Here is a 25,357-nt window from a genome sequence, read left to right as displayed (position 1 = left end):
TCATCCCATTTTCTTTAGCCAGAGTAATGACGTAGGCTAAAGAACATGCCCGAGATGTCCGAGCAGGACCTCGCAGCCATCAGTCAGCTGCGGTCGTCCGCCATGCGCCTCTCCCGTCGACTGCGCCACCAGCGGGTCGAGGAGTCGCTCAGTCCTACCGAGATCGGGGTGCTGGGCACCCTCGCGCGATGCGGGAAGGCCACGCCGGGTGAGCTCGCCCGGAAGGAGCACGTACAGCCGCCCTCGATGACCAGGATCGTCGCGATGCTGGAGGAGAAGGGCCTGGTGCGGCGCGAGCCGCACCCGGAGGACCGCCGGCAGGTGGTCGTCAGCAGTACCGAACAGGCCGAGGCGATCCTGGCGGAGTCCCGCCGGCGCCGCAACGCCTGGCTCGCCGAGCTCGCCCAGGGTCTCGACGAGGAGGAATGGGCGACGCTCCGCGAGGCCGCGCCCGTGCTCTACAAGCTCGCACACCTCTAGGCACAGCGAATCCGGTAGCCGCCGGAGGACGAAGGAGAACCGCATCACCGCAGGACCGATGACCGACACCAGGAGCGCGACGGCCATGCCACCGGCCGTCGCGCCGCGAGGGGAGACCACCGTGACACCGCCGGCCGCAGCCAGCGCCGCCACCCGTACCCGGACCGACGAGCAGACCACCGACCCCGCCGCGGCGAGCGCCGCGGCCGCCGACGCCCAGGCGCCCGCCCCGACGGGGCTGCCCGGCAACGGCGACGACGACCCCGACGAACGCACCGCGGCGGACGATCCCGCCGCTCCCGGCCGAACCCACTCGGCCGCATCCCTGACCGGCCCGACCGGCCCGACCGGCGCCGCCTTCACCCGGCCCGGGGGGATGTTCTCCTCGCTGCGCGTTCGCAACTACCGCTACTACTTCGCCGGCCAGGTGGTGTCCAACACCGGTACCTGGATGCAGCGCATCGCCCAGGACTGGCTGGTCCTGAGCCTCACCGGCAGCCCGCTCGCGGTCGGCATCACCACCGCCATGCAGTTCCTGCCGATGCTGCTGTTCGGCCTGTTCGGCGGGGTGCTCGCCGACCGGATGTCCAAGCGCCGGCTGCTGATCTACACCCAGGGCGCGATGGGACTGCTCGCCGCCGGCCTCGCCGTGCTCACCATCGGCGGCGTGGTGACCCCGTACTACGTGTACGTGTTCGCGCTGCTGCTCGGCCTGGTCACGGTGGTCGACAACCCGACCCGGCAGGCCTTCGTCTCCGAGATGGTCGGCCCGAAGGACCTCGCCAACGCGGTCAGCCTGAACGCCGCCAACTTCCAGACCGCCCGGCTGGTCGGCCCCGCCGTCGCGGGCCTGCTGATCGCCGCGGTCGGCAGCGGCTGGGCGTTCGCGCTGAACGCGCTGTCCTTCGCCGCCGTGATCGGCGGACTGCTCGCGATGCGGCAGAGCGAACTGCGCCCGACCGCGCCGATCGCCCGCGAGAAGGGCCAGTTGCGCGAAGGGCTGCGGTACGTCAAGGAGCGGCCCGAGCTGCTCTGGCCGATGGTGCTGGCCGGCTTCATCGGCACCTTCGGCTTCAACTTTCCGACGCTGCTGGCGGGTTTCGCCTCCGACACCTTCCACGTCGGCGCCGGGCAGTACGGCCTGCTGAACACCGCGATGGCCGTCGGCTCGCTGACCGGCGCGCTGATCGCGGCCCGCCGCGGCGCGCCGCGGCTGCGCCGGCTGGTCGGCGCCGCGCTCGGGTTCGGCGCGCTGGAGGTGGTCGCGGCGTTCGCGCCCGGCTACTGGACCTTCGCGCTGCTGCTCACGCTGATCGGGGTGTTCGGGCTGAGCTTCAACACCTCGGTGAACGCCTCGCTCCAGCTGGCCACCGATCCCGCGATGCGCGGCCGGGTGATGGGCCTGCTGATGCTGGTCTTCACCGGCGGGACGCCGATCGGCGCGCCGGTCGTGGGCTGGGTCACCGCCTCGTACGGGCCCCGGGTCGGGCTGCTGGCCTGCGGCCTGGTCTCGGCGGCGGCGGCCGGTGTGGTCGGCCTGGTGCTGGCCCGCAGCGCCGAGCTGCGGCTGCGGCTGGACCTGCACCCGGGGCGCGGCGGCCGGGTGGTGACGCTGGTACCGCGTGCGGCGGCGAGCGCCAAGCCGGAGCTGGCCACGGCCTGCTGACGGACCGTCGGCCCAGGGGCGCCCTCGCGGTGGCCCCGGGGCCGGCGGCCGGTGTCAGAGCCGGATCGCCAGGATCTGCCCCGGCCAGCGGCCGGCCGGCTGCTCGACCTCGAAGGACTCCGTCTCGGTGAAGCCGAGCGCCCGGTACTGGCCGACCAGCTTGCGGTCGTCCCCGCCGAAGCAGTCCACCCGCAGCAGGCCGATGCCGCGCCGGCGGGCCTCGTCGAGGGCGTCGGCGATCAGCGCGGTGCCGATCCCGGAGCCCTTGCGGCTCCGGTCGGTCACCAGGTTGCGGATGTACAGCTCGGGCTCGTCCACCGGGGTGGCGTACTCGGGGCGCTCCTCGGACAGGACGCAGGAGCCGACCGTCCGCCCCTCCTCGTCGACCGCCAGCCGGATCAGGAACGGCTCGCCGCCGTACCTGCCGATGTGCTCGACGCGGGTGGCGGAGCCGCTGAACGAGTGCTCGCCCCACTGGCGGGTGCGGCCCTGGGCGGCCAGCCAGGCCACCGCGCCGTCGAGCAGGGACAGGATGTCGGGGATGTCCTCGGGACCCCCGTTGCGGATCTTCATGGAAGACCGTTCTAGCCCAAACCGTCGCGCGCGGGAAGATGGCCCCATGAGGCTCTTCGTGGCGGTGCTGCCTCCGGTGGAGGCATTGCAGGGCTTGGCCGACGCGGTGGCCCCCCTGCGCGGGCTGCCGGGAGCGGACCGGCTGCGCTGGACGACGGCGGACGCCTGGCACCTGACCCTGGCCTTCCTGGGCGAGGTGCCGGCCGGGCGGCTGCCGGAGCTGGAGGCCGCGCTGGCCGCCGTCGCCGGGGTGAACCCGGCGCACACCCTGCGGCTGGCCGGCGGCGGGCGGTTCGGTGACCGGGTGCTCTGGGCCGGGGTGGAGGGGCAGGACTGGGCGCTGCGCCGGCTGGCCGAGGCGGTGTACGGGGCCACCGCGGAGGTGGCCGGCGAGACGGACGCGTTCAGCTTCCATCCGCACCTGACGCTGGCCCGGGCCGGGTCCTCGCGCGGCCGCCGCCGGGCGGAGCAGCGGATGGCGGCCGCCGAGCTGGACACCCTGGCCCGGGCGCTGGACGGCTACCGGGGGCCGGAGTGGGAGGCCGCCGAGCTGCACCTGATGCGCAGCGAGCAGGGCGGCGGCCCGGTCCGCCACACCTCGCTGCGCTCCTGGCCGCTGGCCCGCTGGGAGGCCTGACCCGCGCGGCTGCCGAGCAGGGCCACCGGCATCGACCCCCGGCCCGGGGCCGGCGGCATCGCGGACGTCGTGGCCTTCCCGGCCTCGGACGGCGCCCGCCGGATCACCGGCCGGAACCCGGACGCCACCGGCGGGTCCAACCTCGGCGTCCGAGCGCCGACCGGCCGGGGGTACGCTCGTTGACCGTGGATCCCAAGACTCGAATGCGAATCGTGACCGGCGCCCTGGTACTGCTGCTGGTCGTCGTGCTGATCAGCTCGCTGGTCGGCCGGTAGCCACCGGAGACGACACGGGGAAGGGCCACCGCCCGGAGGCGGTGGCCCTTCGTGCGTGCCCGCGGGGGACGGTCAGAGCCGCTCGACCACGTAGTCGATGCAGACGGTGAGCGCCTCGACGTCCGCCGGCTCGACCGCCGGGAACATCGCGACGCGCAGCTGGTTGCGGCCCAGCTTGCGGTACGGCTCGGTGTCGACGATGCCGTTGGCGCGCAGCGCCTTGGCGACGGCGGCCGCGTCCACCGCGTCGTCGAAGTCGATCGTGCCGACGACCTGGGAGCGCTCGGCCGGGTTCGCCACGAACGGGCTGGCGAACGAGGACTTCTCGGCCCAGCCGTACAGCCGGGACGCGGAGTCGGCCGTCCGGGCGACGGCCCAGTCGAGACCGCCGTTGCCGTTCAGCCACTCCAGCTGGTCGGCCAGCAGGAACAGGGCGGCGATCGACGGGGTGTTGTACGTCTGGTCCTTCGACGAGTTGTCGATGGCCGTCGGCAGGTCGAAGAACGGCGGGATGTACCGGCCGGAGCCGGCGATCTCGGCGGCGCGCTCCAGGGCGGCGGGCGAGAAGGACGCCAGCCACAGGCCGCCCTCGGAGGCGAAGGACTTCTGCGGGGCGAAGTAGTAGACGTCGGTCTCGGTGATGTCCACCGGCAGGCCGCCGGCGCCCGAGGTGGCGTCCACCAGGACCAGCGAGCCCTCGTCGGCGCCGGCCGGGCGGGCGATCGGCATCGCGACGCCGGTGGAGGTCTCGTTGTGGGTGAGCGCGTAGACGTCCACCCCGGCCTCGGCGACCGGCAGCGGGTGGGTGCCCGGGGCGGTCTTGACGACGCTCGGCTCGGCCAGCCAGGGCGCGGCCTTGACGGAGGAGGCGAACTTGGAGGAGAACTCGCCGAAGTCGAGGTGCTGGGACTTCTCCCGTACCAGGCCGAAGGCCGCGATGTCCCAGAAGGCGGTGGACCCGCCGTTGCCGAGCACCACCTGGTATCCCTCGGGGAGGGAGAACAGGCTGCTCACGCCCTCGCGCACACGCTTGACCAGGTTCTTCACCGGGGCCTGGCGGTGCGAGGTGCCGAGCAGGGAGGTCTCGGTCGCGGCGAGGGCACTCAGGGCCTCGGGGCGCACCTTGGACGGGCCGCAGCCGAAACGGCCGTCGGCGGGCTTGATGTCAGCGGGGATCTGGATCTGAGCCACGGGCGCAGCCTACCCGCCGGGGGGTCCGGAATCGACGGCGGTCCGCCCGCTGAGATGCCGCCGACCGGCCCGCGAGCTGCGGAAACAGCGGGTCCGGTTCACATGTCGGACCCGCCGTTCCCGCGACCGTGCGGTGACCTGCGGTGACCTGCGGAGGTCCGGCCGGGTCAGCGCGCGATGGCGTCGTAGCCCTCGATGTCGCGCGGGCTGCGCGCGCCGGGGCCGATGTAGCGCGCGGCGGGGCGCACGAGCCGGCCCGTGCGCTTCTGCTCCAGGATGTGCGCCGACCAGCCGGCCGTCCGGGCGCAGGTGAACATCGAGGTGAACATGTGCGCCGGGACCTCGGCGAAGTCCAGCATGATGGCGGCCCAGAACTCGACGTTGGTGGCCAGCACGCGGTCGGGGCGGCGGTTGTGCAGCTCCTCCAGCGCGGCCTTCTCCAGCGCCTCGGCGACCTCGAAGCGCGGCGCGCCGAGCTCCTTGGCGGTGCGGCGCAGCACCCGGGCGCGCGGGTCCTCGGCGCGGTAGACGCGGTGGCCGAAGCCCATCAGGCGCTCGCCCTTGTCCAGCGCGTTCTTGACCCAGGTCGTCGCGTCGCCGGTGCGCTCGATCTCCTCGATCATGCCGAGCACGCGGGACGGCGCGCCGCCGTGCAGCGGGCCGGACATCGCGCCGACCGCGCCGGAGAGCGCGGCCGCGACATCGGCGCCGGTGGAGGCGATCACCCGGGCGGTGAAGGTGGAGGCGTTCATGCCGTGCTCGGCGGCGGAGGTCCAGTACGCGTCGATGGCCTTGACGTGCTTGGGGTCCGGCTCGCCGCGCCAGCGGATCATGAACCGCTCGACGACGGTCTCGGCCTTGTCGATCTCGCTCTGCGGGACCATCGGCAGGCCCTGGCCGCGGGCGGACTGGGCGACGTACGAGAGTGCCATGACGGCGGCGCGGGCGAGGTCGTCGCGGGCCTGCTCGGCGTCGATGTCCAGCAGCGGCTTCAGGCCCCAGACCGGGGCGAGCATGGCGAGCGCGGACTGCACGTCGACCCGGATGTCGCCGGAGTGCACCGGGATCGGGAACGGCTCGGCGGCCGGCAGGCCGGGGTTGAACTTGCCGTCGACCAGCAGGCCCCAGACGTGGCCGAAGGAGACATTGCCGACCAGGTCGTCGATGTCGACGCCCCGGTACCGCAGAGCGCCGCCTTCACGGTCGGGTTCGGCGATCTCGCTCTCGAACGCGACGACACCTTCGAGCCCGGGTACGAAGTCGGACATGCACGGCTCCTTCAGTTCTGCGATCGGCGGCCGCCGTGGTGGGGAGGCACGCCTCTGACCGAATGGTGATTGGCACTCGGTGCCAGGGTGACAGGCACGGGGTGCATTGCGCCATACACCACGGTGGTGATGTTTTCCCGGGGCCCGCTTGACTTTTCGCCCGGGAACCGGTCGCACCCGGCGGATCCGCGGAGCGAAGGGCACGATCACGGACGAATCACCGTACGCCGGGCGGCCTGGCGGTGGCGAGTCACCTTATCTCCCACCGGGGTTTGTCCGGAGGTAGCGGTGCCGGTTGCTTGTCGTACGGGATGATGTTGACGTGCAGACCCCGGACCGCGCCCAGTCGACGCCCCTGACCCCAGCCACCCGGATCCTGGCCGACGAGGCCCGCCCCGGACCGGACCTCACCGTGATGCGCAAGCACTACGCGCACGAGGGCCTGGTCGAGGAGGAGCTCGCCGCCGAGCCGATCGGCCAGTTCACCCGGTGGTTCCACGAGGCCGACGAGGCGGGGGTGGTGGAGCCCAACGCGATGGTGCTCTCCACCGCCGACGCCCAGGGGCGGCCCAGCGCGCGCACCGTGCTGCTCAAGGCGTTCGACGCCCGCGGCTTCGTCTTCTTCACCAACTACGGCTCCCGCAAGGGCACCGAACTGGCCGCCAACCCGCACGCGGCGCTGCTCTTCCCGTGGATCGCGCTGGCCCGCCAGGTGATCGTCCAGGGCCGGGTGGAGAAGGTCGGCCGGGACGAGACCGCCGCCTACTTCCGCACCCGCCCGCACGGCTCCCAGCTCGGCGCCTGGGCCAGCGAGCAGTCCAGCCCGGTCGCCTCGCGCGAGGTGCTGGAGCAGCGCTACGCGGACCTGGAGCGGCGCTACCCGGAGGGCGAGGGGGTGCCGGTGCCGCCGTTCTGGGGCGGCTACCGGGTGGTGCCCGCCAGCGTGGAGTTCTGGCAGGGGCGGGAGAACCGGCTGCACGACCGGCTGCGCTACCTCGCCGACCCGACTGCCCCGACGGGCTGGCAGGTGGAGCGGCTCTGCCCGTGAGGCGGGCGCGGCACTGCCCCGAGGGCCCGGCGGGGGCTGCCCGCGGGCCGGGCGCGGCGCTGCCCGCCGGGGCGCCCGGGGCCGCCCGCGCTCCCGGCCCGCACGTTCCCGACCTGCGGCGTCGAGGCACGGGGCCGCACTTGTGACGACCCTGCGACAACTTCCCGCGTCCACCGGCTGACCCGCCGTCACCCCGCCAGTATGGTGAAGACGTTCACCGTATCGGTGGGGGGTTGTTGGGTGCGGCCGTACTTCTTCTTCAGCTACGCGCGGCGGGACCAGATGGTCGGTGGCGCCTTCGTCGACCAGTTCTTCACCGACCTGCGGGACGAACTGGCGCGGATCGAGCCCGAGGCCGGACCGGGCGAGCTGGCCTACCGCGACACCGAGCGGCTGCGGGTCGGCGACGACTGGGAGCGGCAGCTGTCCCGGATGGTCGGCTCCAGCCGCACCATGGTCGCCCTCTACTCGCCGGCCTACTTCGCCAGCGACTACTGCGGCAAGGAGTGGACCGCCTTCGACGCCCGCACCCGGCGCCACGAGGAGCAGACCGGCGACAGCGTCCCGGCCCTGATCCCCGTGCTGTGGGAGCCGCCGCCGGAGGACCTGCCCGCGGAGGTGCGGCGGATCCAGTACATCCAGCACGACTTCGGCCCGGAGTACGCCACCGGCGGGCTGCGCCACCTGCTGCGCACCGACCCGCACGGCACGGCGTACCGCCTGGTGGTGCGGGTGATCGCCGAGCGGGTGCGGGAGGCCGCCGGCTGGCGGGTCACCGAACTGCGGGACCTCGACCTCGGCCGGGTGGAGGGCTGCTTCCCGGTGCCGGAGATCGCCCCGGTCGCCGTGCGCAGCAGCCTGGTCCGGCTGTTCGTCGCCGCCCGCTGGTCCGGGGACCACCGGTCCGCCGCAGCCGCCGCGGCGACCGGCGACCGCGTCCCGGCGCAGCGCTCCGAGGGCACCGCGGCGGTGGGGGCGGACGACGCGGACGGCGCCGACGCGCGGTACCGCGGCGGCTGGTACGGGGCGCACCCCCGGGACTGGGCGCCCTACCACCCGCCGCGGCTGCCCTCGCTCGCCGTCCAGGCCCAGCAGGTGATCACCCGCGCCGGGCACAGCACCAGCCTGGAGACGGTCGGCCCCGACCTCGGCGAGGCGCTCGACCGGGCCCGGGAGAACAACGAGGTCAGCGTCCTGCTGGTGGACCCGTGGGCGGCCGGGCGGGACCCCTACCGGCAGGCGCTGCGCGACTTCGACCGGCAGAACCACCCGGTCACCGCCGTCCTGCTGCCCGACAGTTCCGAGGACCCTCCGCCCGGTCCGGCGCGCGCCCGGCTCTGGGAGGGGGTGCGCGAGGTGTTCGCGCGCACCTGGTTGCACCGCTCCGGACCCGAGCCGCTCTTTCGCGTCCACGTCCGGCGGGAACGTTTCGAGCGTGAGCTGCTGTCGACGGTGACCGTGGCCCAGAACCGGCTGCTGGACCAGATCGACGACGACCCGGTGACGGCCCGCGCCCAGTTCGGCATCGGCCCCGACCCGCGGCCGATGCCCGGCCTCACCATCCCCGCCTGGCCGCCGCCCGCCCGGTCGCGGCCGCCGGAGCCGCCGGACCCGCCGGAGCCACCGGAGGACCCGCCGGCCCAGGCGGGTCCGCGCGTACCGCGCCCGGGGAGCACCCCGGGCAACGGGGCCGCCCCGGCGGCACGGGCGGTCCGGCGTGAGGAGACCGTGCCCCCGGCCACCCGGGCGCCCAGTGAAGGAGAAGCGGACCGATGAGCCCCGAGCACGCCGCCCTCGCGGACCACGGGTCCGCCGCCCTGGCGACCCCCGCCACCGGCACCGTCGTCACCTTCTACTCGTTCAAGGGCGGCACCGGCCGCACCATGGCGCTCGCCAACCTGGGCTGGATCCTGGCCAGCCAGGGCCTGCGGGTCCTGGTGGTGGACTGGGACCTGGAGGCCCCCGGCCTGCACCGGTACTACCACCCGCTGCTGGTCGACCCCGAACTCCACGCCACCGACGGCCTGATCGACATGCTGCGGGCCTACGTCGACGAGGCGCTGCCCGGCCCCGACCGCCCCGGGCCCGGCCCGGACCCCCGGGAGTGGCTGGCCGCCCCGGGACGGCTGGAGCAGTACCTGTGCGGCCTGGCGCTCGACCTCCCGGACGGCGGCCGCCTCGACCTGATGCCGGCCGGCCGGCAGAACGCCGCCTACTCGGCCGCCGTCACCAGCTTCAACTGGCGCAGCTTCTACACCCGCGCCGACGTCCGCGGCGCCGAGTTCCTCTACGCGCTGCGCGCGCAGTGGACCGCCGCCTACGACTACGTGCTGATCGACAGCCGCACCGGCGTCAGCGACACCTCCGGCATCTGCACCGTGCTGATGCCCGACACCGTCGTGGACTGCTTCACCCTCGGCGCCCAGAGCATCCGCGGCGGCGTCGACGCGGCCCGCGCCATCGTCGACGCCGACGAGCGCGAGATCCGGGTGCTGCCCGTCCCGATGCGCGTCGAGGACGCCGAACGCGCCGGGCTCGCGGCCGGCCGCGACCTCGCCCACGACGCCTTCGACCCCTACCTGGGCCGCTGGCTCGGCGCCGAGCGCCGCGCGGAGTACTGGCGCGACGTCGAGGTGCCGTACAAGCCGTTCTACGCCTACGAGGAGGTGCCGGCCACCGTCGTCGACCGGCCGCAGCAGGGCCGCAGCCTGCTCGCCGCCTTCGAACGGCTCGCCGACTGGCTGACCGGGGGCCGGGTCCGCGAGCTGCGCCCGGTCCCCGACCAGGCCCGCCGCCAGCTGTACGCGGCCTACCTGCGCAAGGGCCGCACCCGCTCCCGCCAGGTGTACGTCAGCTACGCCCCCCGGGACCGGGTCTGGGCCGAGTGGATCACCGAGACCCTGCGCGGCTTCGGCTACGTCGCCACCCTGCACAGCGCCGCCGTCCCGCTCGACGCCGGCCCGCCGCAGTCCGGCGCGCTGCCCGAGGCCGCCGGGCCGCTGGACGGCGACGGCCGGCTGCTCGCCCTGCTCACCGCCGACTACGCCGGGCTGCCGCGGGCCCGGGAGATCTGGCGCCGGTTCACCGCCCAGGACGCGACGGGCGACTCCGGCGGTCTGCTGGCGGTGCGGATCGGCGCGCCGGAGCAGTCGGAGCCGCCCCAGTTCGCCGGGCTCCGGGCACTGGAGCTGGCGACCGGCTCGGCGCAGCGGGCCGAGGCGCAGCTGTTCGAACTGATCGGTCCGCCGCCCGGCGCCGGCCGCTGGATGGACTCCGGCGAGTTCACCGTGCCGCGCCCGCCGCGCTTCCCGGACGGCCGCCCCGCCGTCCAGGAGCTCCCGCCCAGGCTGCCCACCTTCACCGGCCGGATGCGGCTGCTGGAGGCCGTCCGCGACGGCTTCACGGCCGGCGCGGACGCCTCGCCCGTGCAGGTGCTCTACGGGATCGGCGGCGTCGGCAAGTCGCAGGCCGCGATCGAGTACGCGCACCGCTTCGCGGCCGGGTACGACGTGCTGTGGTGGGTACCCGCCCAGCAGCCCGCGGTGATCCCGCAGAAGCTCGCCGAACTCGCCCCCGGCCTCGGCCTGGAGAGCGACGGTGACGTCACCCGCACCGCGCGCGCCGTGCTGGACGCGCTCGGCAGCGGACGGCCCTACCGCCGCTGGCTGCTGCTGTTCGACAACGCCGAGGACCCGGAGCTGCTGGACCCGTGGCTGCCCGCCGCCGGGCGCGACGGCCACGTCCTGGTGACCTCGCGCGACCGGCGCTGGTCCCGCCGCCCCGGCCGCACCGAGGTGGAGGTGTTCGACCGGGCCGAGAGCGTCGAACTCGTCCGGCACTTCAACACCGGTGTCGAACGGGCCGACGCGGAGCGGATCGCCGAGCTCCTCGGGGACCTGCCGCTGGCCGTCGGCCAGGCCGCCGCCTGGCTGCAGGAGACGCCGATGCCGGCCGCCACCTACGCCGACCTGCTCGACGAGACGCTCACCGACATCCTCGACCGGTCGGTGCGCTCCGGTTCCGACGGCCCCGCGTTCGGCGGCACCGGTGCCGGCCGGGCCGTCGAGGAGGGACCCAACGCCACGGTCACCGCCGCCACCTGGCGGATCGCCGGCTCCGACCTGCGCCGGATCAACGCCCCGGCCGCCCGGCTGCTGGAGATCTGCGGCTTCCTCGGCCCGGACGCCATCCCGATCGGCCTGCTGTACAGCCCGCCGGTGATCGAGGCGATCGGGCTGCCCCCGGGGACCTCGGACCACCGGCTGGCGGTCGGCGACATCCTGCGGACCGTCAACCAGTTCAACCTCGCCCGCTACGACCAGGGCGCCGGCACGCTGGTGGTGCACCGGATCGTCCAGGCGCTGCTGCGCGAACAGGTCGGCGAGGCGGACCGGGACCGGGTCCGCGGCGTGGCCCACCGGGCCCTCGCCCTCGCCGACCCCGGCGACCCCGACGCCCCGCACCACTGGCCCCGGTACGCCGAACTGCTGCCCCACCTGCGCCCGTCCGGCGCGGACGAGTCCACCGACCCGGCGGTGCGGCAGTGGATCGTCAACTCGGTCCGCTACCTGTGGCAGCGCAGCCTCCACGACGCGGGCCGCGAGCTGGCCGAACGCGTCCTCGCCCGCTGGCGGGAGATCGGACCGCGGGGCACCGGCCCGGACGTGAAGGTGCAGCTGCTGCGCGTCCAGCTCGGCAACATCCAGCGCACCCAGGGGCTGGTCCGGGAGGCGTACAGCACGGACCGGGACGCGTTCGAGCGGCTGACCGTGCTGCTGGGGCGCGAGCACCAGGAGACCATCCCGGCCGCGATGAGCCTCGGTGGGGACCTGCGCCACCTGGGCCGCTACCGCGAGGCCCGGGAGCTGGACGAGGAGACGCTGGCCGTCGCCCGCCGGGTGCTGGGCCCGGACAGCCGGCGCAGCCTGATGGCGGAGAACAACCTGGCCGTCTCCATCATGCTGGCCGGCGACTTCGCCGGGGCGCTGGCCGTCCACGAGGTGCTCTACCACCGGAAGCTGGAGGTGTTCGGCAAGCGCAGCCCCTACACGATCCTCGGCGGCGTCGTCCTCGGCCTGGCGCTGTGCGAGACGGGGCGGCTGGAGGAGGCGCTGTCCCGGCTGGACAAGGCGGTGCGCCGCAGCCGGCAGGCGCTCGGGGAGGACCACGACGAGACCCTGCGCGCCCGCCGCTTCCGCTGCGCCGTGCTGCGCCGGCTCGGCCGGCTGCCGGAGGCCCTGGGGGAGATCGAGGACGTCCACCGGCAGCTGACGGGGCGCTACGGCGCGGACCACCCGGGCACGGCCGCCGCCGCGGGGAGCCTGTCCGCCACGCTCAGCGCGCTCGGGGACACCGAACAGGCCGTGGAGCTCGCCGAGGAGGCGTACCTCTACCAGCGCGACCACCTCGGTGCCGGTCACCCCATGGAGCGGGTCGCGGCGGGCAACCTGGCCGTGGCGCTGCGCCGGGCCGGGCGGACCGAGGAGCCGCAGGCGCTCTCGGGCAAGGTGCTGGAGGACCTGACCGGGCTGCTGGGCGAGCACCATCCGTACGTCGGGACCGCCCGGCTCAACCGGGCCAACGACCTGGCGCGCGCCGGAAGGCCCGCCGAGGCCCTGCCGCTCGCGGAGTCGGCCGCGGCGCTGCTCACCGAGCGCTTCCACCCCGACCACCCGGACGTGCTGGCGGCGACCGCGAACGTCGCCCTGACGCTCGCCGCGGTCGGCGAGAGCGCGCGGTCGGCGGAACTGCGGGTGCGGACGCTGGTCCGGGCGCGGATGGTCCGGTACCTGGGGGACGGGCACCCGCTCACCGAGGCGATCCGGATGGGGGAGTGGCTGGACGTCGAGACGGAACCACCGCTGGTGTGAGGAGCGGGACGGGCATCGGCCGAGAGGGAGCTGGACACATGGAACCGGACGTCGTGGTGGAGCCGGACCGGCCGCCGCACGGCACCGACGGGCGGCCCGCGCTGGCCGACCTGGCGAGGGCCGACGCGGGTGAGCTGGCCCGGCGGCTGGAGCTGGCCCTGCCGGGCGCGGGTGCCAGACCGGTCGCGTCTTTCAATTCAGGCATCTGACAGTACGGTTAGCGGACGGCGCGTCCTGGAAATGTGCCGTCATGACTCCTCCGCCGCTCACGCAGGTCGTGCTGAAGGTCCACAGCCGGTGCGACCTCGCCTGCGACCACTGCTACGTCTACGAGCACGCCGACACCGGCTGGCGCGCCCGGCCGCGCGTCGTCGGGGAGGCGGTGCTGGCGAGAGCCGCCGAGCGGATCGGGGAGCACGCCGTCGCGCACGGGCTCACCTCCGTGCGCGTCGTCCTGCACGGGGGCGAGCCGCTGCTGGCCGGGCCGGCGGTGTTCCGGCGGGCGGCGGAGGCGTTGCGGGCCGCGCTGCCCGAGGTGTGCGACCTGGACCTGCGGGTGCACACCAACGGGGTGCGGCTGAGCGCGGCGTACTGCGAGCTGTTCGGCGAACTCGGCATCCGGGTCGGCGTCTCGCTGGACGGCGACCGGGCCGCCAACGACCGGCACCGCCGCTTCGCCGACGGCCGCTCCAGCCACCCGCGGGTGCTGCGGGCCGTCGGGCTGCTGCGCGAGCCGCGGTTCCGGCACCTGTTCGCGGGCCTGCTCTGCACCGTCGACACCGCCAACGACCCGGTGGCGGTGTACCGGGCGCTGGCCGCACTGGAGCCGCCCGCCGTCGACCTCCTGCTCCCGCACGCCACCTGGGAGCGCCCGCCGGAGCGGCCCGCCGGGGCGGGTGCGACGCCGTACGCCGACTGGCTGCTGGCCGTCCACGAGCGGTGGGAGGCGGACGGCCGCCCGTTCGCCGTCCGCACCTTCGACTCGGTGCACCGCACCCTGGCCGGGCTGCCCGGTCTGGGCGAGGCCCTCGGGCTGGAGCCGGTGGACCTGGTGGTGCTGGAGACGGACGGGACGTACGAGCAGGCGGACAGCCTGCGGACGGCGTACGACGGCGCCCCGGCCACCGGGCTGGACGTCTTCCGGCACAGCCTCGACGACGTCGCCCGGCACCCGGGGACGGCCGCCCGGCAGGCGGGCCTCGCCGGGCTGAACGCCACCTGCCGGGCCTGCCCGGTGGTGCGCTCCTGCGGCGGGGGCCTGTACGCGCACCGCTACCGGGACGGCTCCTTCGACCACCCCTCGGTGTACTGCGCGGACCTGCGGGAGCTGATCGACGGCCTGGCCGCCCGGGCCGGGGCCCCGCGGCGTCCTGCCCCACCGGTGGACGTCGCCGGGCCGGAGCTCAGTGACGCGCAACTGGGCGAACTGGCTCTGGGGCAGGGCGGGCCGGAGACCGTCCGGGCGCTCGCCCGGTCCCAACTCGCGCTCACCCGGGCGATGGTGGCCGCCGTGCACGGCTCCTCGGGGGTGGCCCGCTCGGCGGCCTGGGAGCTGCTGACCGAACTCGACGCCGCCGAACCGGCTGCCGTGGACGCGGTGTTGGCCCACCCGTACGTCCGGGCCTGGGCGGCGCGGCGGCTGACCGGCGACCCGGGCGCGGGGCTCGCCGCGCTGGCCGGGCTGGCCGCCGCGGCGGCCGTGCGGGCGGGGCGCGGGGACGCGGTGGCGGTGCCGCTCCGGGAGGGCGTGCTGCACCTGCCGACCCTCGGCCGGCTGGTGCTGGGCGGGGGCGCCCGGGAGGCGCTGGTCACCGGGGGGCGGACGGGCTGGACGGCGCGCACCGGGGACGGCACGCTCACCGGCCCGGGTGACCCGCGCTGGCAGCCGGTGCGGCGGATCGGGTTGGCGGGCTGGCGCGTGCTGGCGCTGGAGGACGTGGACCCGCAGCGCGCCGTCCACTGCTGGCCGGTCGCGGACCGCCTGTCCGGCACCGCGTACGCGGGCTGGGCGCAGGACCTGCGGGCGGCCGCCGACCTGCTCGACCGCGAACTGCCCGACTACGCGGCCGGATTGCGGGCAGGCCTGACCACCGTCACCCCACTGCGGCCCGGCCCGGACGGACGGGACCTCAGCTCGGCGGCACGCCAGGCCTTCGGCGCGGTCGCCATCGCCCGGCCCGGTACCGCGCCGGGCCTCGCGCTGCTGCTGGTGCACGAGTTCCAGCACGTGAAGCTGGGCGCGGTGCTCGACCGGTGGGAGCTGTACGACCGCACCGACACCCGTCTGTTCGAGGCCTTCGGCCTCTCCCCGCGCCCGGTCGGCTCCCTCTTCCAGGCCGTCTACGCCCACCTCGCCGTCACCGCCTTCTGGGGCACCCAGGCGGACGCCGGATCGCCAGCGGCCCGCTCCCGGTTCACCCACTGGCGCGGCCTGACCGACGCGGCCGTGGACCTGCTCGCCGGCAGCGGCGCGCTGACGGCGCTGGGGCGCCGGTTCGCCGACGGGGCGCGGGAGTCGCTCGACCCCTGGCTGCGGGTCCCCGCCGGGCGGGCCAGGGGGTGATGCGGCCCAGGCGGCGGGCCATCCGCTCGACGGTGCCCGTGGGCGGCGCGGTCTCCGTGGCCGGGGTCGTTGCGGTCGTTCAGCCGCAGCCCCCGCTGCTGAGCGATGCCGTGGCGGGCGGCTGGCAGCTGTTCGAGCACGGCGACCCGGGAGCCGTGGCGTACGCCGTGGATCGAGGTGGCCGTCTGCGCATGGGCGAACCAGGAGGCGTTCGGCACCAGCGGAAGCGGCCGTTGTGGCACTCTGGCCCGGACACCCGCACCGGCGGGCCGGTGGCGGGCGACCCAGTCCCAGCGTCGGCTGGTCCATGACCTGGTGGTCCGGAAGGCGTCCAGTGCCGGCCAGCTCGCGAAGCGAAGGTCCGTTGCCGAGCCGGGGTGTCGGCGAGAGCACGAAGGTTCCTCGAAAGGTCGGGTGCGATGGGCGTCACGCTGGGCGTGGTGGTGCTGACGATGGGAAACCGGCCTGCGGAGCTGACGGCGCTGCTGGAATCGGTACGGGCCCAGGACGGCGGCGACAGCGGTGTTCGGACCGTCGTGCTCGGGCAGGGCGTGAAGCTGCCGGAGCTGCCGGAGTGGGTGGATGCGGTGGAGTTGCCGGAGAACCTCGGCATCCCCGGAGGCCGCAACGCCGGCGTCGAGCGGCTGTGTGAGCTGGGTGGCACGGACGTGCTGGTCGTCCTGGACGACGACGGGCTGCTGCCCCGCACCGACACCTTCCGGCTGATCCGGGAGGCCTTCGAGCGGGACTCCGAGCTGGGCATCGTATCGTTCCGGATCGCGGATAAGACCGGGTTCACCCAGCGCCGCCACGTGCCCCGCTTCGGTGCGAGCGATCCGCTGCAGTCCGGTCCGGTCACGACGTTCCTGGGCGGCGGGCACGCGATCCGCATGAGCGTGATCGACCGGGTCGGGCTGTTCCCCGCCGAGTTCTTCTACGCGCACGAGGAGACCGACTTCGCCTGGCGCGCGCTGGACGAGGGCTGGCGGATCGACTACCGCGCCGACCTGGTGCTGCAGCACCCCCGCACCGACCCGGCCCGTCACACCACCTACTACCGGATGACGGCCCGCAACCGGGTGTGGCTGGCGAAGCGCCACCTGCCCGCTCCTCTGGTGCCGATCTACCTGACCTCCTGGGCGCTGTACACGCTGGTCGGGCGGCCGCCGCTCGCCGGGCTCAAGGCGTGGTGGTCCGGGTTCTTCGAGGGTGTCCGGGTGCCGTGCCCGCCTCGGCGGCCGATGCGGTGGTCCACGGTGTGGCGGATGACGCGACTGGGCCGACCGCCGGTGATCTGACAACCGTGGTTCGCGCGGCCGCGTCGCGGTGCTGGGACGGAGGGCGGCGCCGATCTGCGGCGTCCCGTGCTGCTCCCGCGTCGGCGCGGGAGCAGCACGGGGGGTTATGGCGGTGGTGGGTTCGTCGGACTCGCGGATGTGGACGAGTTCGCCGTTGGACGCGATCTCGACGCAGTCGGCGTCCTCCCCGCTGAACGTCGACTTCTGCCAGTTGAGCTGCTCCATGGCTACCTCCCCAGGAGTTTGTACCGGACGTGCTGGATCATGCCCTTGAGCCTCTGTCGCACTCTCCGGGTCTCGGTCGGCGACGAGAGCCACACCCTCCCCCGGCACTGGCGATCCGCCGCCGGCGACGACCTCGCCGAGGGCGGGCGGGGGCTCCAACTCGTCGAAGGGCTCACCCACCGGTGGGGCGCGGAGTCGCACAAGCGAGGCAAGCTCGTCTGATTCGAGCTGGACTCGGCCGCGTGACCACCGCCATCGGCCTGCTCGTCCTCGCCTCGGCGGTGGTCGGGGCGGTCGGCGACGTGCTGACGAGGTCGCTGCGGAACCACGTCGACCGGGCGGGCAGCGCGGTCGACGAGCACAGGTGCCATTGATGGCACTCCGCCCCCTCGCCGGGCCCCGGCGAGGGGGCGGAGCGTAGATTCGGCTCATGAACGAGCAGCCCCCGGTCCTGGTCACCCGCCGTCTCGCCCCCGGCGTGGCCGAACGGCTCACCGCTCACCACGCGGCCACCGTGCACGACTCCGACCTGCCGATGGCGCGCGCCGACCTCCTCGCGGCCGTCCACGGCCGCCGGGCCCTCATCACCACCCTGGACGACCGGGTGGACGCGGAACTCCTCGACGCCGCCGGCCCCGGCCTCGAAGTCGTCGCCAACCACGCCGTGGGCCACCACAACATCGACCTGGCCGCCTGCGCCGAGCGCGGCATCCCGGTCACCAACACCCCCGGCGTGCTGACCGCCTCCACCGCCGACATGGCCTGGGCCCTGCTGCTGGCCGCCACCCGCCGCCTCGGCGAGGGCGAGCGGCTGCTCCGCTCCGGCGAGACCTGGGCCTGGGCGCCCAACTTCCTGCTCGGTCTCGAACTGACCGGCACCCCGCTGGGCATCCTCGGCATGGGCCGGATCGGGCAGGCGGTGGCCCGCCGGGCGCGCGGCTTCGACATGCCGGTGAGCTACCACAACCGCCGCCCGCTGCCGCCCGAGCAGGCCGACGGCGCCGAGTGGCTGCCGCTGGACGACCTGCTCGCCACCTCCACCGTCCTCGTCGTCACCTGCCCGCTGAGCGACGCCACCCGGCACCTGCTGGACGCCCGCCGGCTGGCCCTGCTGCCGCCCGGCGCGGTGGTGGTCTCGATGACCGCCGGGGTCGTCGACGAGGAGGCGCTCGCCGCCGCCCTGGAGTCCGGCGCGCTGTTCGCCGCCGCCGTCGACAACTTCGAGCACGAGCCGGCCGTCCCCTCCGCCCTCCTCGCCCAGGACCGCGCCGTCCTCGCCCCGCACCTGGGCAGCGCCACCGTCCGCACCCGCCAGGCCATGGGCGACCTCGCCGTCGACAACGTCCTCGCCGTCCTCTCCGGCAAGGACCCGCTCACCCCGGTCGGCCGCTAGCGGACTCCGGAAACGGCGGAATGTGGTCCATCGTCTGCAACAACCGCCTCGCAGCTGTGGCTTCCTCCGGCCGTACGGAGGAAGCCACAGCTGCGATGACTGACCGACCCGCGAGGACGGCTCTCCTGGCGGCCGCCTCCCAGCCGGATTGCCGCCGGTGGCTCGTGTCGCGCCTGCCGATCCGGTCCGCCGCACAGGCGGAGTGCCACTGGTCGGCCTGGCAGATGCTTCCCAGCAGGTCCAACAACTCGGCCTTGCAGGACACGTGAGGGGTCGCGGCCAGTTCGACGAGGAACGGGACCGCGGGAGCTGTTGCCTCACCGACGACGAACCCCAGCGCACAGACGGCGTCGCCCAGTTCGTCGACGGCGAGGCGGGCCGCATCCTCGTCCCCGTGGGCGATCCGGGCCAGCAGCGGGGGAATCCCGCCGGCCGGAGCCCCCGTCGCGTCACGCAGCTCTGCCCAGCGGACCCCGGAGACGCTCCTCAACGGACTTCCCACGCTCTGCTCCTCATCGGATCCTCGCGTCGACTCTGCCGCACCCATGGTCCGGCAGCCGGCGGCACTCCGGCCGGGCGGCATTCCGCGGGTCCGGCGCCGCGCGGAGAACGGGTTGGGGACCACCACCTATGCGCATCGGACGATGATGGGTCACTCGCGATCGGTGGGGCCGTTGATCTCGCGGCGGGCCTGCCAGGTGGTGTGCTCGCGGGAGACGGCGTCCTCGGCGTCGCGGGAGAAGCGGGCCCAGAGTTCCTCGGCGTCGGGGGAGCCGACGTCGAGGTGGGCGAGCTGGGCGCGGATCTGGGCCAACTCGTCGGCGGCCAGGCCGTACGCGGCGGCGAGCGGGCGGTACTGGCGCAGTTGCGCCCACGCGGTGACCGAGGCGGCCACGGCGGAGACGGTGCCGAGCGCGTCGAAGGAGAACTCGCCCATCGCCCGCAGCACCGCGAGCACCAGGCCGAGCAGCGGCAGCCCGACGCCGGCCACGCCGGTCCAGAACCCGGCGCGGGCGCAGTAGCGGGACTTGGAGCGGTACCAGTCCTGCTGCACCTGGATCCGCTCGCGCAGGTAGACGTCCCGGCGTACGGCCAGCGGCTGGTCGCGCAGGCCGCGCATCGCCGCCGTTATCTGGCTCTCGGCGGGCCGGCCGGCCAGGCCGGGGCCGACCGCGCGGCTGCCCCGGAAGGCGTGCAGCACCCGGCCGAGCTGGAGACCGTACAGCCCCTCGGCGTCCGGCAGCGGACGCGGCGGCGGCTGGACGGCGTCCGCCCGGACGGCGAACTTCCAGGCGAGGGTCTTCACCGACTCGGCGGCGGCCCGGCCCTCGTACCAGAGGCCCTGCGGGTTCTGCCGGCTGGTCACGGCGGAGAGGGCGATCGCACCGAGGTAGGCGACGGCCGCGAGCCAGGACCACACCGTGCCGTCGGCCGAGCCGGCCGTGGCGGCCGCGACCAGCAGCACCAGCTCGGCGGCGGCGAGCCGTACCGCTCTGGTCTGCCCCTGCTGGGAGGCGGAGTCGGCCGCCCAGAAGAGCTCCGGCAGCAGCTCCCGCTCCCGCACCACCCGGTCCGCCCCACCCGTGCCCGACGTCATTCCGTCCCCCACTTCGCAGCTCCGCCGCCCCGGCGGTACCTGCCCCGCCAGGGGGCCCGGTACGCCTCGGGTGGGGCTGTGGCGATGGATGTGGTCGCCGGTCCCTTCGGGCCGGTGCCCCCTCGGCGTGTGGCCGGGTCGGGGTGGGGTGTGCGGGGCGGTCGGGGGTAGTGGGAGGTGGGTGCTGCGGGCCGCCGCCGTGCGGCGCAGGGGTGTGCGGGGAGGCCGGGACAGCCCGTGGTCCGGTGCTGCGGGGCGCTGTGCGGACGTTGGGGGGCAGCCGATGGTGCGGTGCCGACGGGTGCCGCTGCCGGGCCAGGGGCGTGGGCGCGGGTCGGGCCGGGGGCGCTGCGTGTGTGTGCTGTGGGCCGCCGCCGGGGCGTGCGCGCGCTGTGGGCGGGTTTCGGGTGTGGCCGCTCCGGCGGGCGGTGCTGCCCCGCAGGGCAGGCGGCGCGTGGCCCGGGGCGGGGCGTGCCGGCTCGCGTGTGCTTCAGGTCGGCGGCGGGGCGTCGGCCGGGGCATGGTGCTGCCCCGGCCGACGCCCCCGCCGCCGCCGGGCGGGCGCGGTGTCGACGGCGGTCGGCCGGTCGGCGTAGGGCGCCTGGTACCGGCGGCCGCGCCGGCGTACGGCGTACGGACGGGCGCGGTCAGAAGGTGTAGAAGACCCGCTCCGCGTTGTCGGCCATCTGCTTGGCGTTCCACTCCGTGCCGCCGGGCACGTTGCCGGAGCGGAACAGCGGCGGGGTGGCGCCGGTGCCGGCGAGGGCGGCGTCCGCCAGGCGCTCCACCGCCGAGGCGACCACGGCCTGCATCAGCGCGCTGGTGACGATGGTGGAGACCGGGCCGAAGGAGGTCTCGGCGCCGGGGTGGGTCAGCTCGCCGTCGCCGATCGCGATCTTGTTGTCCAGGACGACGTCGCAGTGGTCCTTCAGATAGGTGCCGGAGGGATGGCCCGACGCGATCTCGCCGGGGTAGGCGAGCGAGGTCAGCCCGATCACCTTCAGGCCCCGCCCCCGGGCGTGCTGGGCCAGCTCGACCGGCATCACCTGGCGGCCGGAGAGCGAGATGAGGAACAGCAGGTCACCGCTGGTGGCGGGAGTGAGGTCCAGGGTGGCGGTGGCCAGGCCGGAGACCCGCTCCAGCGCGCTGGACAGCGGCGCCGGCATCACCGTGACCCCGGCCATCCCGGGGACCTCCAGCAGGTTCATCGGCACCAGCCCGCCGGCCCGGTAGACCACGTCCTGGGCGGCCAGCGAGGAGTGGCCGGCGCCGAAGGTGAAGATCCGGCGCCCCTCGGAGACGGCCTCGGCCAGCAGGGCGGCGGCCGCCTCGATGTTCTCCGCCTCCTCGGTGCGGACCCGCTGGAGGTGGGCGATCGCGGCGTCGAAGTACCGGCCGACCAGCTCGCTCATCTGCTGCCTTCGCTCTCTGCCGGTGGGGGGCCCGGCCGGGTGGGGGAGCGGTCGCGGTGGTCCGGACCACTGTGGAGAAAGCTCCGGCCAGCACCGTGCTGCCTGATCGGCGCCGCTGTCAACAGGCACGAAACGCCGGCCCCGCGCCCTGAGGCGGGCCCGGCAGTCGGTGCGGTACGTCAGAATTGGCGATGAGGACACCGAGGAACGGAGCCAGCGGCGATGTCTGGGCTGATCGACACCACTGAGATGTACCTTCGCACCATCCTGGAGCTGGAGGAGGAGGGCATCACCCCGATGCGCGCCCGGATCGCCGAGCGCCTGGAGCAGAGCGGGCCCACGGTCAGCCAGACGGTCGGCCGGATGGAGCGCGACGGACTGCTGCGCGTCGCCGGCGACCGGCACCTGGAGCTGACCGAGGAGGGCCGCCGGCTCGCGGTGCGGGTGATGCGCAAGCACCGCATCGCCGAGTGCCTGCTGGTCGACGTGATCGGCCTGGAGTGGGAGCAGGTGCACGAGGAGGCCTGCCGCTGGGAGCACGTGATGAGCGAGACGGTCGAGCGCAAGGTGCTCGCGATGCTCGGTCACCCCACCCAGTCCCCGTACGGCAACCCGATCCCGGGGCTGGACGAGCTGGGCGACGCCAAGGCCGAGGGCGAGGGCTTCGACGCCGGGCTCGTCCCGCTGGACTCGGTGCTGCCGGGCGCGGACGGCGCCGACGTGGTGGTCCGCCGGATCGGCGAGCCGATCCAGACCGACGGCGACCTCATGCGCACGCTGCGCCGGGCCGGGGTCCGGCCGGGGTCGACGGTGCGGGTGAGCGCCGGGGTCGGCGGGGTGCTGGTGGGCACCGGCGACAACGCCGCCGAGCTGGGCAAGGAGATCGCCGCGCACGTCTTCGTCGCGCAGGCCTGAACCACCGCGGAGGCCCGAGCGCGGGAGCGCGGAGCGGCAGCGGAGACGGGACGGGCGGGCAACGCCGGACGGGGCCGGGCGCTCCCCGCGCACCCGGCCCCGTCCGGCCCTCCCCGGTCCCTCCCGCTTCCGTGTCACCGGCCTCCCCGAACCCGGCCGGTGACACGGCCCCGCCCTGTCCCTCCCGTCCCTCCCGGTCTCCCCTCCGTCCCTCCCGCGTCCGCCTCGCCCGGCTTCCCCGACCGAGCGCCCCGTCCGGCGGCCCCTCACGCTGGGAGTTCTCCCACTCGGACGATCAAGGCAATCCTTGAGTGCTGTCACTCGTACGAGGGGCTTTCGCCGTTGACCAGCGGGTACACCGAACCCTTATCCGCACGTGCGTATGACGGGCCCCGTCTCCGGTGGGAGACAAGGCCCGTCACTCGCGCGCGGGGTGTCGCGCAGCGCACGCCCTCACCCGATCGGCGCAGGGCGGCAGTCCGGGGGAGCGGTCAGCGCACCGCCGCGGGCCGGGCCGACCGGGCTCCGGCCGGCGGCGCGTCACGGCCGCAGGCGTAGGCCAGTGGGCTGATCAGCTCGGCGGCGTCCGGCAGCCAGCGGTTGAGCGCGGTGGGCGAGCGGGCCCACTGCGCGAAGCCGCTCGGACCGACCCGGGACGGCGGGGCGACCGTCCAGTCGCCCTCGCCGCGGGCCACCAGGTCCAGCCGGCCGGGCGGCCAGCCCAGCCTGCGGAGCATCTCCGGCACTCTGGCCGCCACGCCGGGCAGCACCAGGAAGTGCAGCCGCCGGCCGGTGCGGCCGGGCGCGGCCGGGACCACCGCCACCGGACCGAGCTGCAGCCCCATCCGCTCCATCCGCGCCAGCGCCAGGCAGCCGGCCGGTTCCGGGACGTCCAGCACGTCGAAGGACCGGCCGGTCGGCAGCAGGATCGACGCCTCCGGGCACTCCGTCCACCAGTGCCGCACCGCGCCCGGACCCGCGCTCGCCCGGCGCGTCCAGTCCGTGTCGATCGGGTGGGCACCGGGGAGCGCGCACCGCGGATCGCCGCAGGAGCAGCGCGCGCGCCCGTCCCCGTCGACCAGCCAGGCGCCCGGGGTGACCTCCCAGTGCCGGGTCTCGGCGCAGCCGACGGCTTCGACGAGCAGCGGGGACGGTCCGGCAGAGGAGCCCTGGTCGGCGGGGCCCTGGTCGAGGGGATCGGGGAAGTCTTCCACGGGGTGCTCAACTACCGTGCGTGAGACGGGTTACGGCCGGTTCCGGGCCGTCGCGCCCCGGGTCGGCAATTCACCCGAACCGGTGAGGCGGACCGTGCGGGAGCGCGCCGGGGGGAGGCAGGGTGGGCGCAGTGGGGGCGCACGGGAGCATTCTCCCGGGCGCGTGGGGGGTGGGGATCGTCACCGTGGGTATCCCGCTGGCGTTGCTGATCGCTAACCTGGTGTCAGTTTCCTTGAACGGTCGGACAGTCGGCAACTCGGCAACAGAGATCAGCAGAAAGCGTCGCCCGCCGGCCGGGACCGGAGGGTGTGGGGAGGCGAAGCCCAATGGCCGCGAGACCACTTGTCGCACGACAGCCCAACGAGCGTCTCCAGCAGCTGATCCAGGAGGCCAGCTGCTCCAATGCCGGTCTGGCGCGGAGAGTCAATCTCTGCGGCGCCGAGCACGGTCTGGACCTGCGGTACGACAAGACCTCCGTCGCACGCTGGCTCCGCGGCCAGCAGCCGCGCGGGCAGGCCCCGGCGGTGATCGCCGAGGCGCTCGGGCGCAAGCTGGGGCGCAGCGTGTCGGTCGAGGAGATCGGCATGGCCGACGGCAAGAACCTCAGCTCCGGGATCGGCCTGCAGTTCGCGCCGACGCTGGGCGCCGCGCTGGAACAGGTCTGCGAGCTGTGGCGCAGCGACGTCGGCCGCCGGGACTTCCTGACCGGGGCGACGGTGGCGGCCTCCGCCCTGGTCGAGCCCAGCCGGGACTGGCTGATCACCCCGCCCGACCCGGTGGTGGCCCGCACCGGCGGCACCCGGGTCGGCCCGACCGACGTCGCGGCCGTCAAGGCGACCACCGCGATGCTGGTCGACCTGGACCACCGGTTCGGCAGCGGGCACGTGCGCCCGGTGGTGGTGCACTACCTCAACAGCGTGGTCTCCGGGCTGCTCGGCGGCTCCTACCGGGACGAGACCGGGCGCCAACTCTTCGCCGCCGTCGCGCGGTTGACCGAGCTGGCGGGCTACATGGCGGTGGACACCGGCCAGCCGGGCCTGGCCCAGCGCTACTACATCCAGGCGCTGCGCCTGGCCCAGGCCGCCGACGACCGGGGCTACGGCGGGTACGTGCTGGCGGCCTCGATGAGCCACCTGGCGGCGACCCTGGGCAACCCGCGGGAGATCGCCCAGCTCGCCCGGGCCGCCCAGGAGGGCGCCCGGACGGTGGCCACCCCGACCGCGATGGCGATGTTCTACGCGGCCGAGGCGCGCGGGCACGCCCTGCTCGGCGACGCCAGGGCCTGCGAGGCGGTGGCCGCCAAGGCGCTGGAGATGATGGAGAAGCGCCGCCCGGAGGACGACCCGGACTGGATCGTCCACTTCGACGACGCCTACCTCGCCGACGAACTGGCCCACTGCCACCGGGACCTGGAGCAGGCCGGCCCGGCCGAGCACTACGCCCGCCGGGCGCTCGACCTGCACCCGCCGACGCGGGTGCGGCGCCGCGCGGTGGACCTCGTGCTGCTGGCGACGGCACAGCTCCAGCAGCGGGACGTCGAGCGGGCCTGCGAGACCGGGGCCCAGGCGGTCCGGCTGCTGAGCGGGCTGCGGTCCAACCGGGGCGTGGAGTACCTGGACGAGTTCCGGCGCCGGCTGGAGCCCTACCGGGAGCAGCGGGTGGTCCGCGAGTTCCAGGCCCGGGCGGAGGCGGAGGCGGCCTGAGCCGACGGGCGCCGAGGAGGGCGTCGCG

21 protein-coding genes and 1 pseudogene are annotated in these 25,357 nt (G+C 74.9%); 14 read left to right on the top strand and 8 right to left on the bottom strand.

Translation table 11 applies throughout. From position 1 onward, the window contains the following. Positions 1-45: 45 nt before the first annotated feature. Together ABT093_RS00750 and ABT093_RS00745 are read left to right on the top strand one after the other, a co-directional pair. Positions 46-480 (top strand): MarR family winged helix-turn-helix transcriptional regulator, encoded by a 435-nt coding sequence (locus ABT093_RS00750; protein ID WP_350558248.1) that lies wholly within the window; start codon positions 46-48, stop codon positions 478-480. Positions 481-538: 58 nt separating this feature from the next. After that, positions 539-2,146, top strand: a complete 1,608-nt coding sequence (locus ABT093_RS00745; RefSeq protein ID WP_502884093.1) for an MFS transporter — start codon at positions 539-541, stop codon at positions 2,144-2,146. Between the two features lie 54 nt (positions 2,147-2,200). On the opposite strand, the gene ABT093_RS00740 is transcribed toward ABT093_RS00745, so the two are convergent. After that, the gene (locus ABT093_RS00740) at positions 2,201-2,719 is read right to left on the bottom strand and encodes a GNAT family N-acetyltransferase (RefSeq protein ID WP_350558245.1); all 519 of its coding nucleotides are present in this window, start codon (positions 2,717-2,719) and stop codon (positions 2,201-2,203) included. A gap of 46 nt (positions 2,720-2,765) precedes the next feature. Between ABT093_RS00740 and thpR the strand changes: the two genes are divergently transcribed. Next, positions 2,766-3,356 (top strand): RNA 2',3'-cyclic phosphodiesterase, encoded by a 591-nt coding sequence (gene thpR, locus ABT093_RS00735; protein ID WP_350558242.1) that lies wholly within the window; start codon positions 2,766-2,768, stop codon positions 3,354-3,356. A gap of 347 nt (positions 3,357-3,703) precedes the next feature. Here thpR and serC read toward each other — a convergent pair whose 3' ends face one another. Both serC and ABT093_RS00725 read right to left on the bottom strand, forming a co-directional pair. Beyond that, the gene (gene serC / locus ABT093_RS00730) at positions 3,704-4,822 is read right to left on the bottom strand and encodes a phosphoserine transaminase (protein ID WP_350558239.1); all 1,119 of its coding nucleotides are present in this window, start codon (positions 4,820-4,822) and stop codon (positions 3,704-3,706) included. A gap of 167 nt (positions 4,823-4,989) precedes the next feature. Next, positions 4,990-6,090 (bottom strand): citrate synthase 2, encoded by a 1,101-nt coding sequence (locus ABT093_RS00725; protein ID WP_350558236.1) that lies wholly within the window; start codon positions 6,088-6,090, stop codon positions 4,990-4,992. 415 nt (positions 6,091-6,505) lie between these two features. On the opposite strand from ABT093_RS00725, the gene pdxH reads away from it, so the two are divergent. The 6 genes from pdxH (at position 6,506) to ABT093_RS00695 (ending at position 16,869) form a co-directional block, all read left to right on the top strand. Further along, positions 6,506-7,138 (top strand): pyridoxamine 5'-phosphate oxidase, encoded by a 633-nt coding sequence (gene pdxH / locus ABT093_RS00720; protein WP_350559189.1) that lies wholly within the window; start codon positions 6,506-6,508, stop codon positions 7,136-7,138. A gap of 201 nt (positions 7,139-7,339) precedes the next feature. Continuing rightward, positions 7,340-8,914: a TIR-like protein FxsC gene (locus tag ABT093_RS00715; protein WP_350558233.1), complete on the top strand. Its 1,575-nt coding sequence runs from the start codon at positions 7,340-7,342 to the stop codon at positions 8,912-8,914. After that, the gene (gene fxsT, locus ABT093_RS00710) at positions 8,911-13,008 is read left to right on the top strand and encodes an FxSxx-COOH system tetratricopeptide repeat protein (protein ID WP_350558230.1); all 4,098 of its coding nucleotides are present in this window, start codon (positions 8,911-8,913) and stop codon (positions 13,006-13,008) included. Before ABT093_RS00715 ends, fxsT begins: the two co-directional genes overlap by 4 nt. Positions 13,009-13,046: 38 nt before the next feature. Next, complete coding sequence (locus tag ABT093_RS00705; protein ID WP_350558227.1) at positions 13,047-13,217, top strand: hypothetical protein; 171 nt, start codon at positions 13,047-13,049, stop codon at positions 13,215-13,217. A gap of 41 nt (positions 13,218-13,258) precedes the next feature. Further along, entirely contained in the window at positions 13,259-15,571 is a 2,313-nt protein-coding gene (locus ABT093_RS00700; protein WP_350558224.1) for an FxsB family cyclophane-forming radical SAM/SPASM peptide maturase, read from the top strand. A gap of 419 nt (positions 15,572-15,990) precedes the next feature. Beyond that, complete coding sequence (locus tag ABT093_RS00695) at positions 15,991-16,869, top strand: glycosyltransferase family 2 protein (protein ID WP_350558221.1); 879 nt, start codon at positions 15,991-15,993, stop codon at positions 16,867-16,869. A gap of 120 nt (positions 16,870-16,989) precedes the next feature. Here the strand turns inward: ABT093_RS00695 and ABT093_RS00690 are convergent. After that, positions 16,990-17,094: pseudogene (locus ABT093_RS00690) on the bottom strand (DUF397 domain-containing protein); the annotation flags it as partial. Positions 17,095-17,139: 45 nt separating this feature from the next. Between ABT093_RS00690 and ABT093_RS00685 the strand changes: the two are divergent. Genes ABT093_RS00685 through ABT093_RS00675 form a run of 3 tightly spaced genes read left to right on the top strand, consistent with a single transcriptional unit; the run spans position 17,140 to position 18,487 of the window. Continuing rightward, positions 17,140-17,316 carry an ATP-binding protein gene (locus tag ABT093_RS00685; protein WP_350558218.1) on the top strand — a complete coding sequence of 59 codons (177 nt, stop codon included), beginning with the start codon at positions 17,140-17,142 and terminating at the stop codon, positions 17,314-17,316. 20 nt (positions 17,317-17,336) lie between these two features. Beyond that, on the top strand, positions 17,337-17,468 hold the full coding sequence (locus ABT093_RS00680) for a hypothetical protein (RefSeq protein ID WP_350558215.1): 132 nt from the start codon (positions 17,337-17,339) through the stop codon (positions 17,466-17,468). Positions 17,469-17,524: 56 nt separating this feature from the next. Then, the gene (locus ABT093_RS00675; protein WP_350558213.1) at positions 17,525-18,487 is read left to right on the top strand and encodes a 2-hydroxyacid dehydrogenase; all 963 of its coding nucleotides are present in this window, start codon (positions 17,525-17,527) and stop codon (positions 18,485-18,487) included. Here ABT093_RS00675 and ABT093_RS00670 read toward each other — a convergent pair. The 3 genes from ABT093_RS00670 to ABT093_RS00660 all read right to left on the bottom strand — a co-directional run bounded on the left by ABT093_RS00670 (position 18,468) and on the right by ABT093_RS00660 (position 21,496). After that, the gene (locus ABT093_RS00670) at positions 18,468-18,989 is read right to left on the bottom strand and encodes a hypothetical protein (RefSeq protein ID WP_350558210.1); all 522 of its coding nucleotides are present in this window, start codon (positions 18,987-18,989) and stop codon (positions 18,468-18,470) included. The genes ABT093_RS00675 and ABT093_RS00670 overlap by 20 nt on opposite strands. Positions 18,990-19,139: 150 nt before the next feature. Beyond that, entirely contained in the window at positions 19,140-20,084 is a 945-nt protein-coding gene (locus ABT093_RS00665; RefSeq protein ID WP_350558207.1) for a DUF4231 domain-containing protein, read from the bottom strand. 647 nt (positions 20,085-20,731) lie between these two features. After that, positions 20,732-21,496, bottom strand: coding sequence for an SIS domain-containing protein (locus ABT093_RS00660; protein WP_350558204.1), 765 nt, complete (start codon positions 21,494-21,496; stop codon positions 20,732-20,734). 222 nt (positions 21,497-21,718) lie between these two features. Here ABT093_RS00660 and ABT093_RS00655 point away from each other — a divergent pair, with 222 nt between their 5' ends. Continuing rightward, entirely contained in the window at positions 21,719-22,411 is a 693-nt protein-coding gene (locus tag ABT093_RS00655) for an iron-dependent transcriptional repressor DtxR (protein WP_350558201.1), read from the top strand. 491 nt (positions 22,412-22,902) lie between these two features. Here the strand turns inward: ABT093_RS00655 and ABT093_RS00650 are convergent, their stop codons facing one another. After that, a complete protein-coding gene (locus ABT093_RS00650; RefSeq protein ID WP_350559186.1) occupies positions 22,903-23,556 on the bottom strand; it encodes a bifunctional DNA primase/polymerase in 654 nt (217 codons plus the stop codon). Between the two features lie 396 nt (positions 23,557-23,952). Here ABT093_RS00650 and ABT093_RS00645 point away from each other — a divergent pair, with 396 nt between their 5' ends. Then, a complete protein-coding gene (locus ABT093_RS00645) occupies positions 23,953-25,329 on the top strand; it encodes an NsdA family TPR-like regulatory protein (protein WP_350558198.1) in 1,377 nt (458 codons plus the stop codon). Positions 25,330-25,357: the final 28 nt, after the last annotated feature.

Source organism: Kitasatospora sp. NPDC002551 (assembly GCF_040296005.1).
Classification (GTDB): domain Bacteria; phylum Actinomycetota; class Actinomycetes; order Streptomycetales; family Streptomycetaceae; genus Kitasatospora.
Note: the sequence above shows the minus strand (reverse complement) of the source record. Positions and strands in the feature narration are given on the sequence as shown.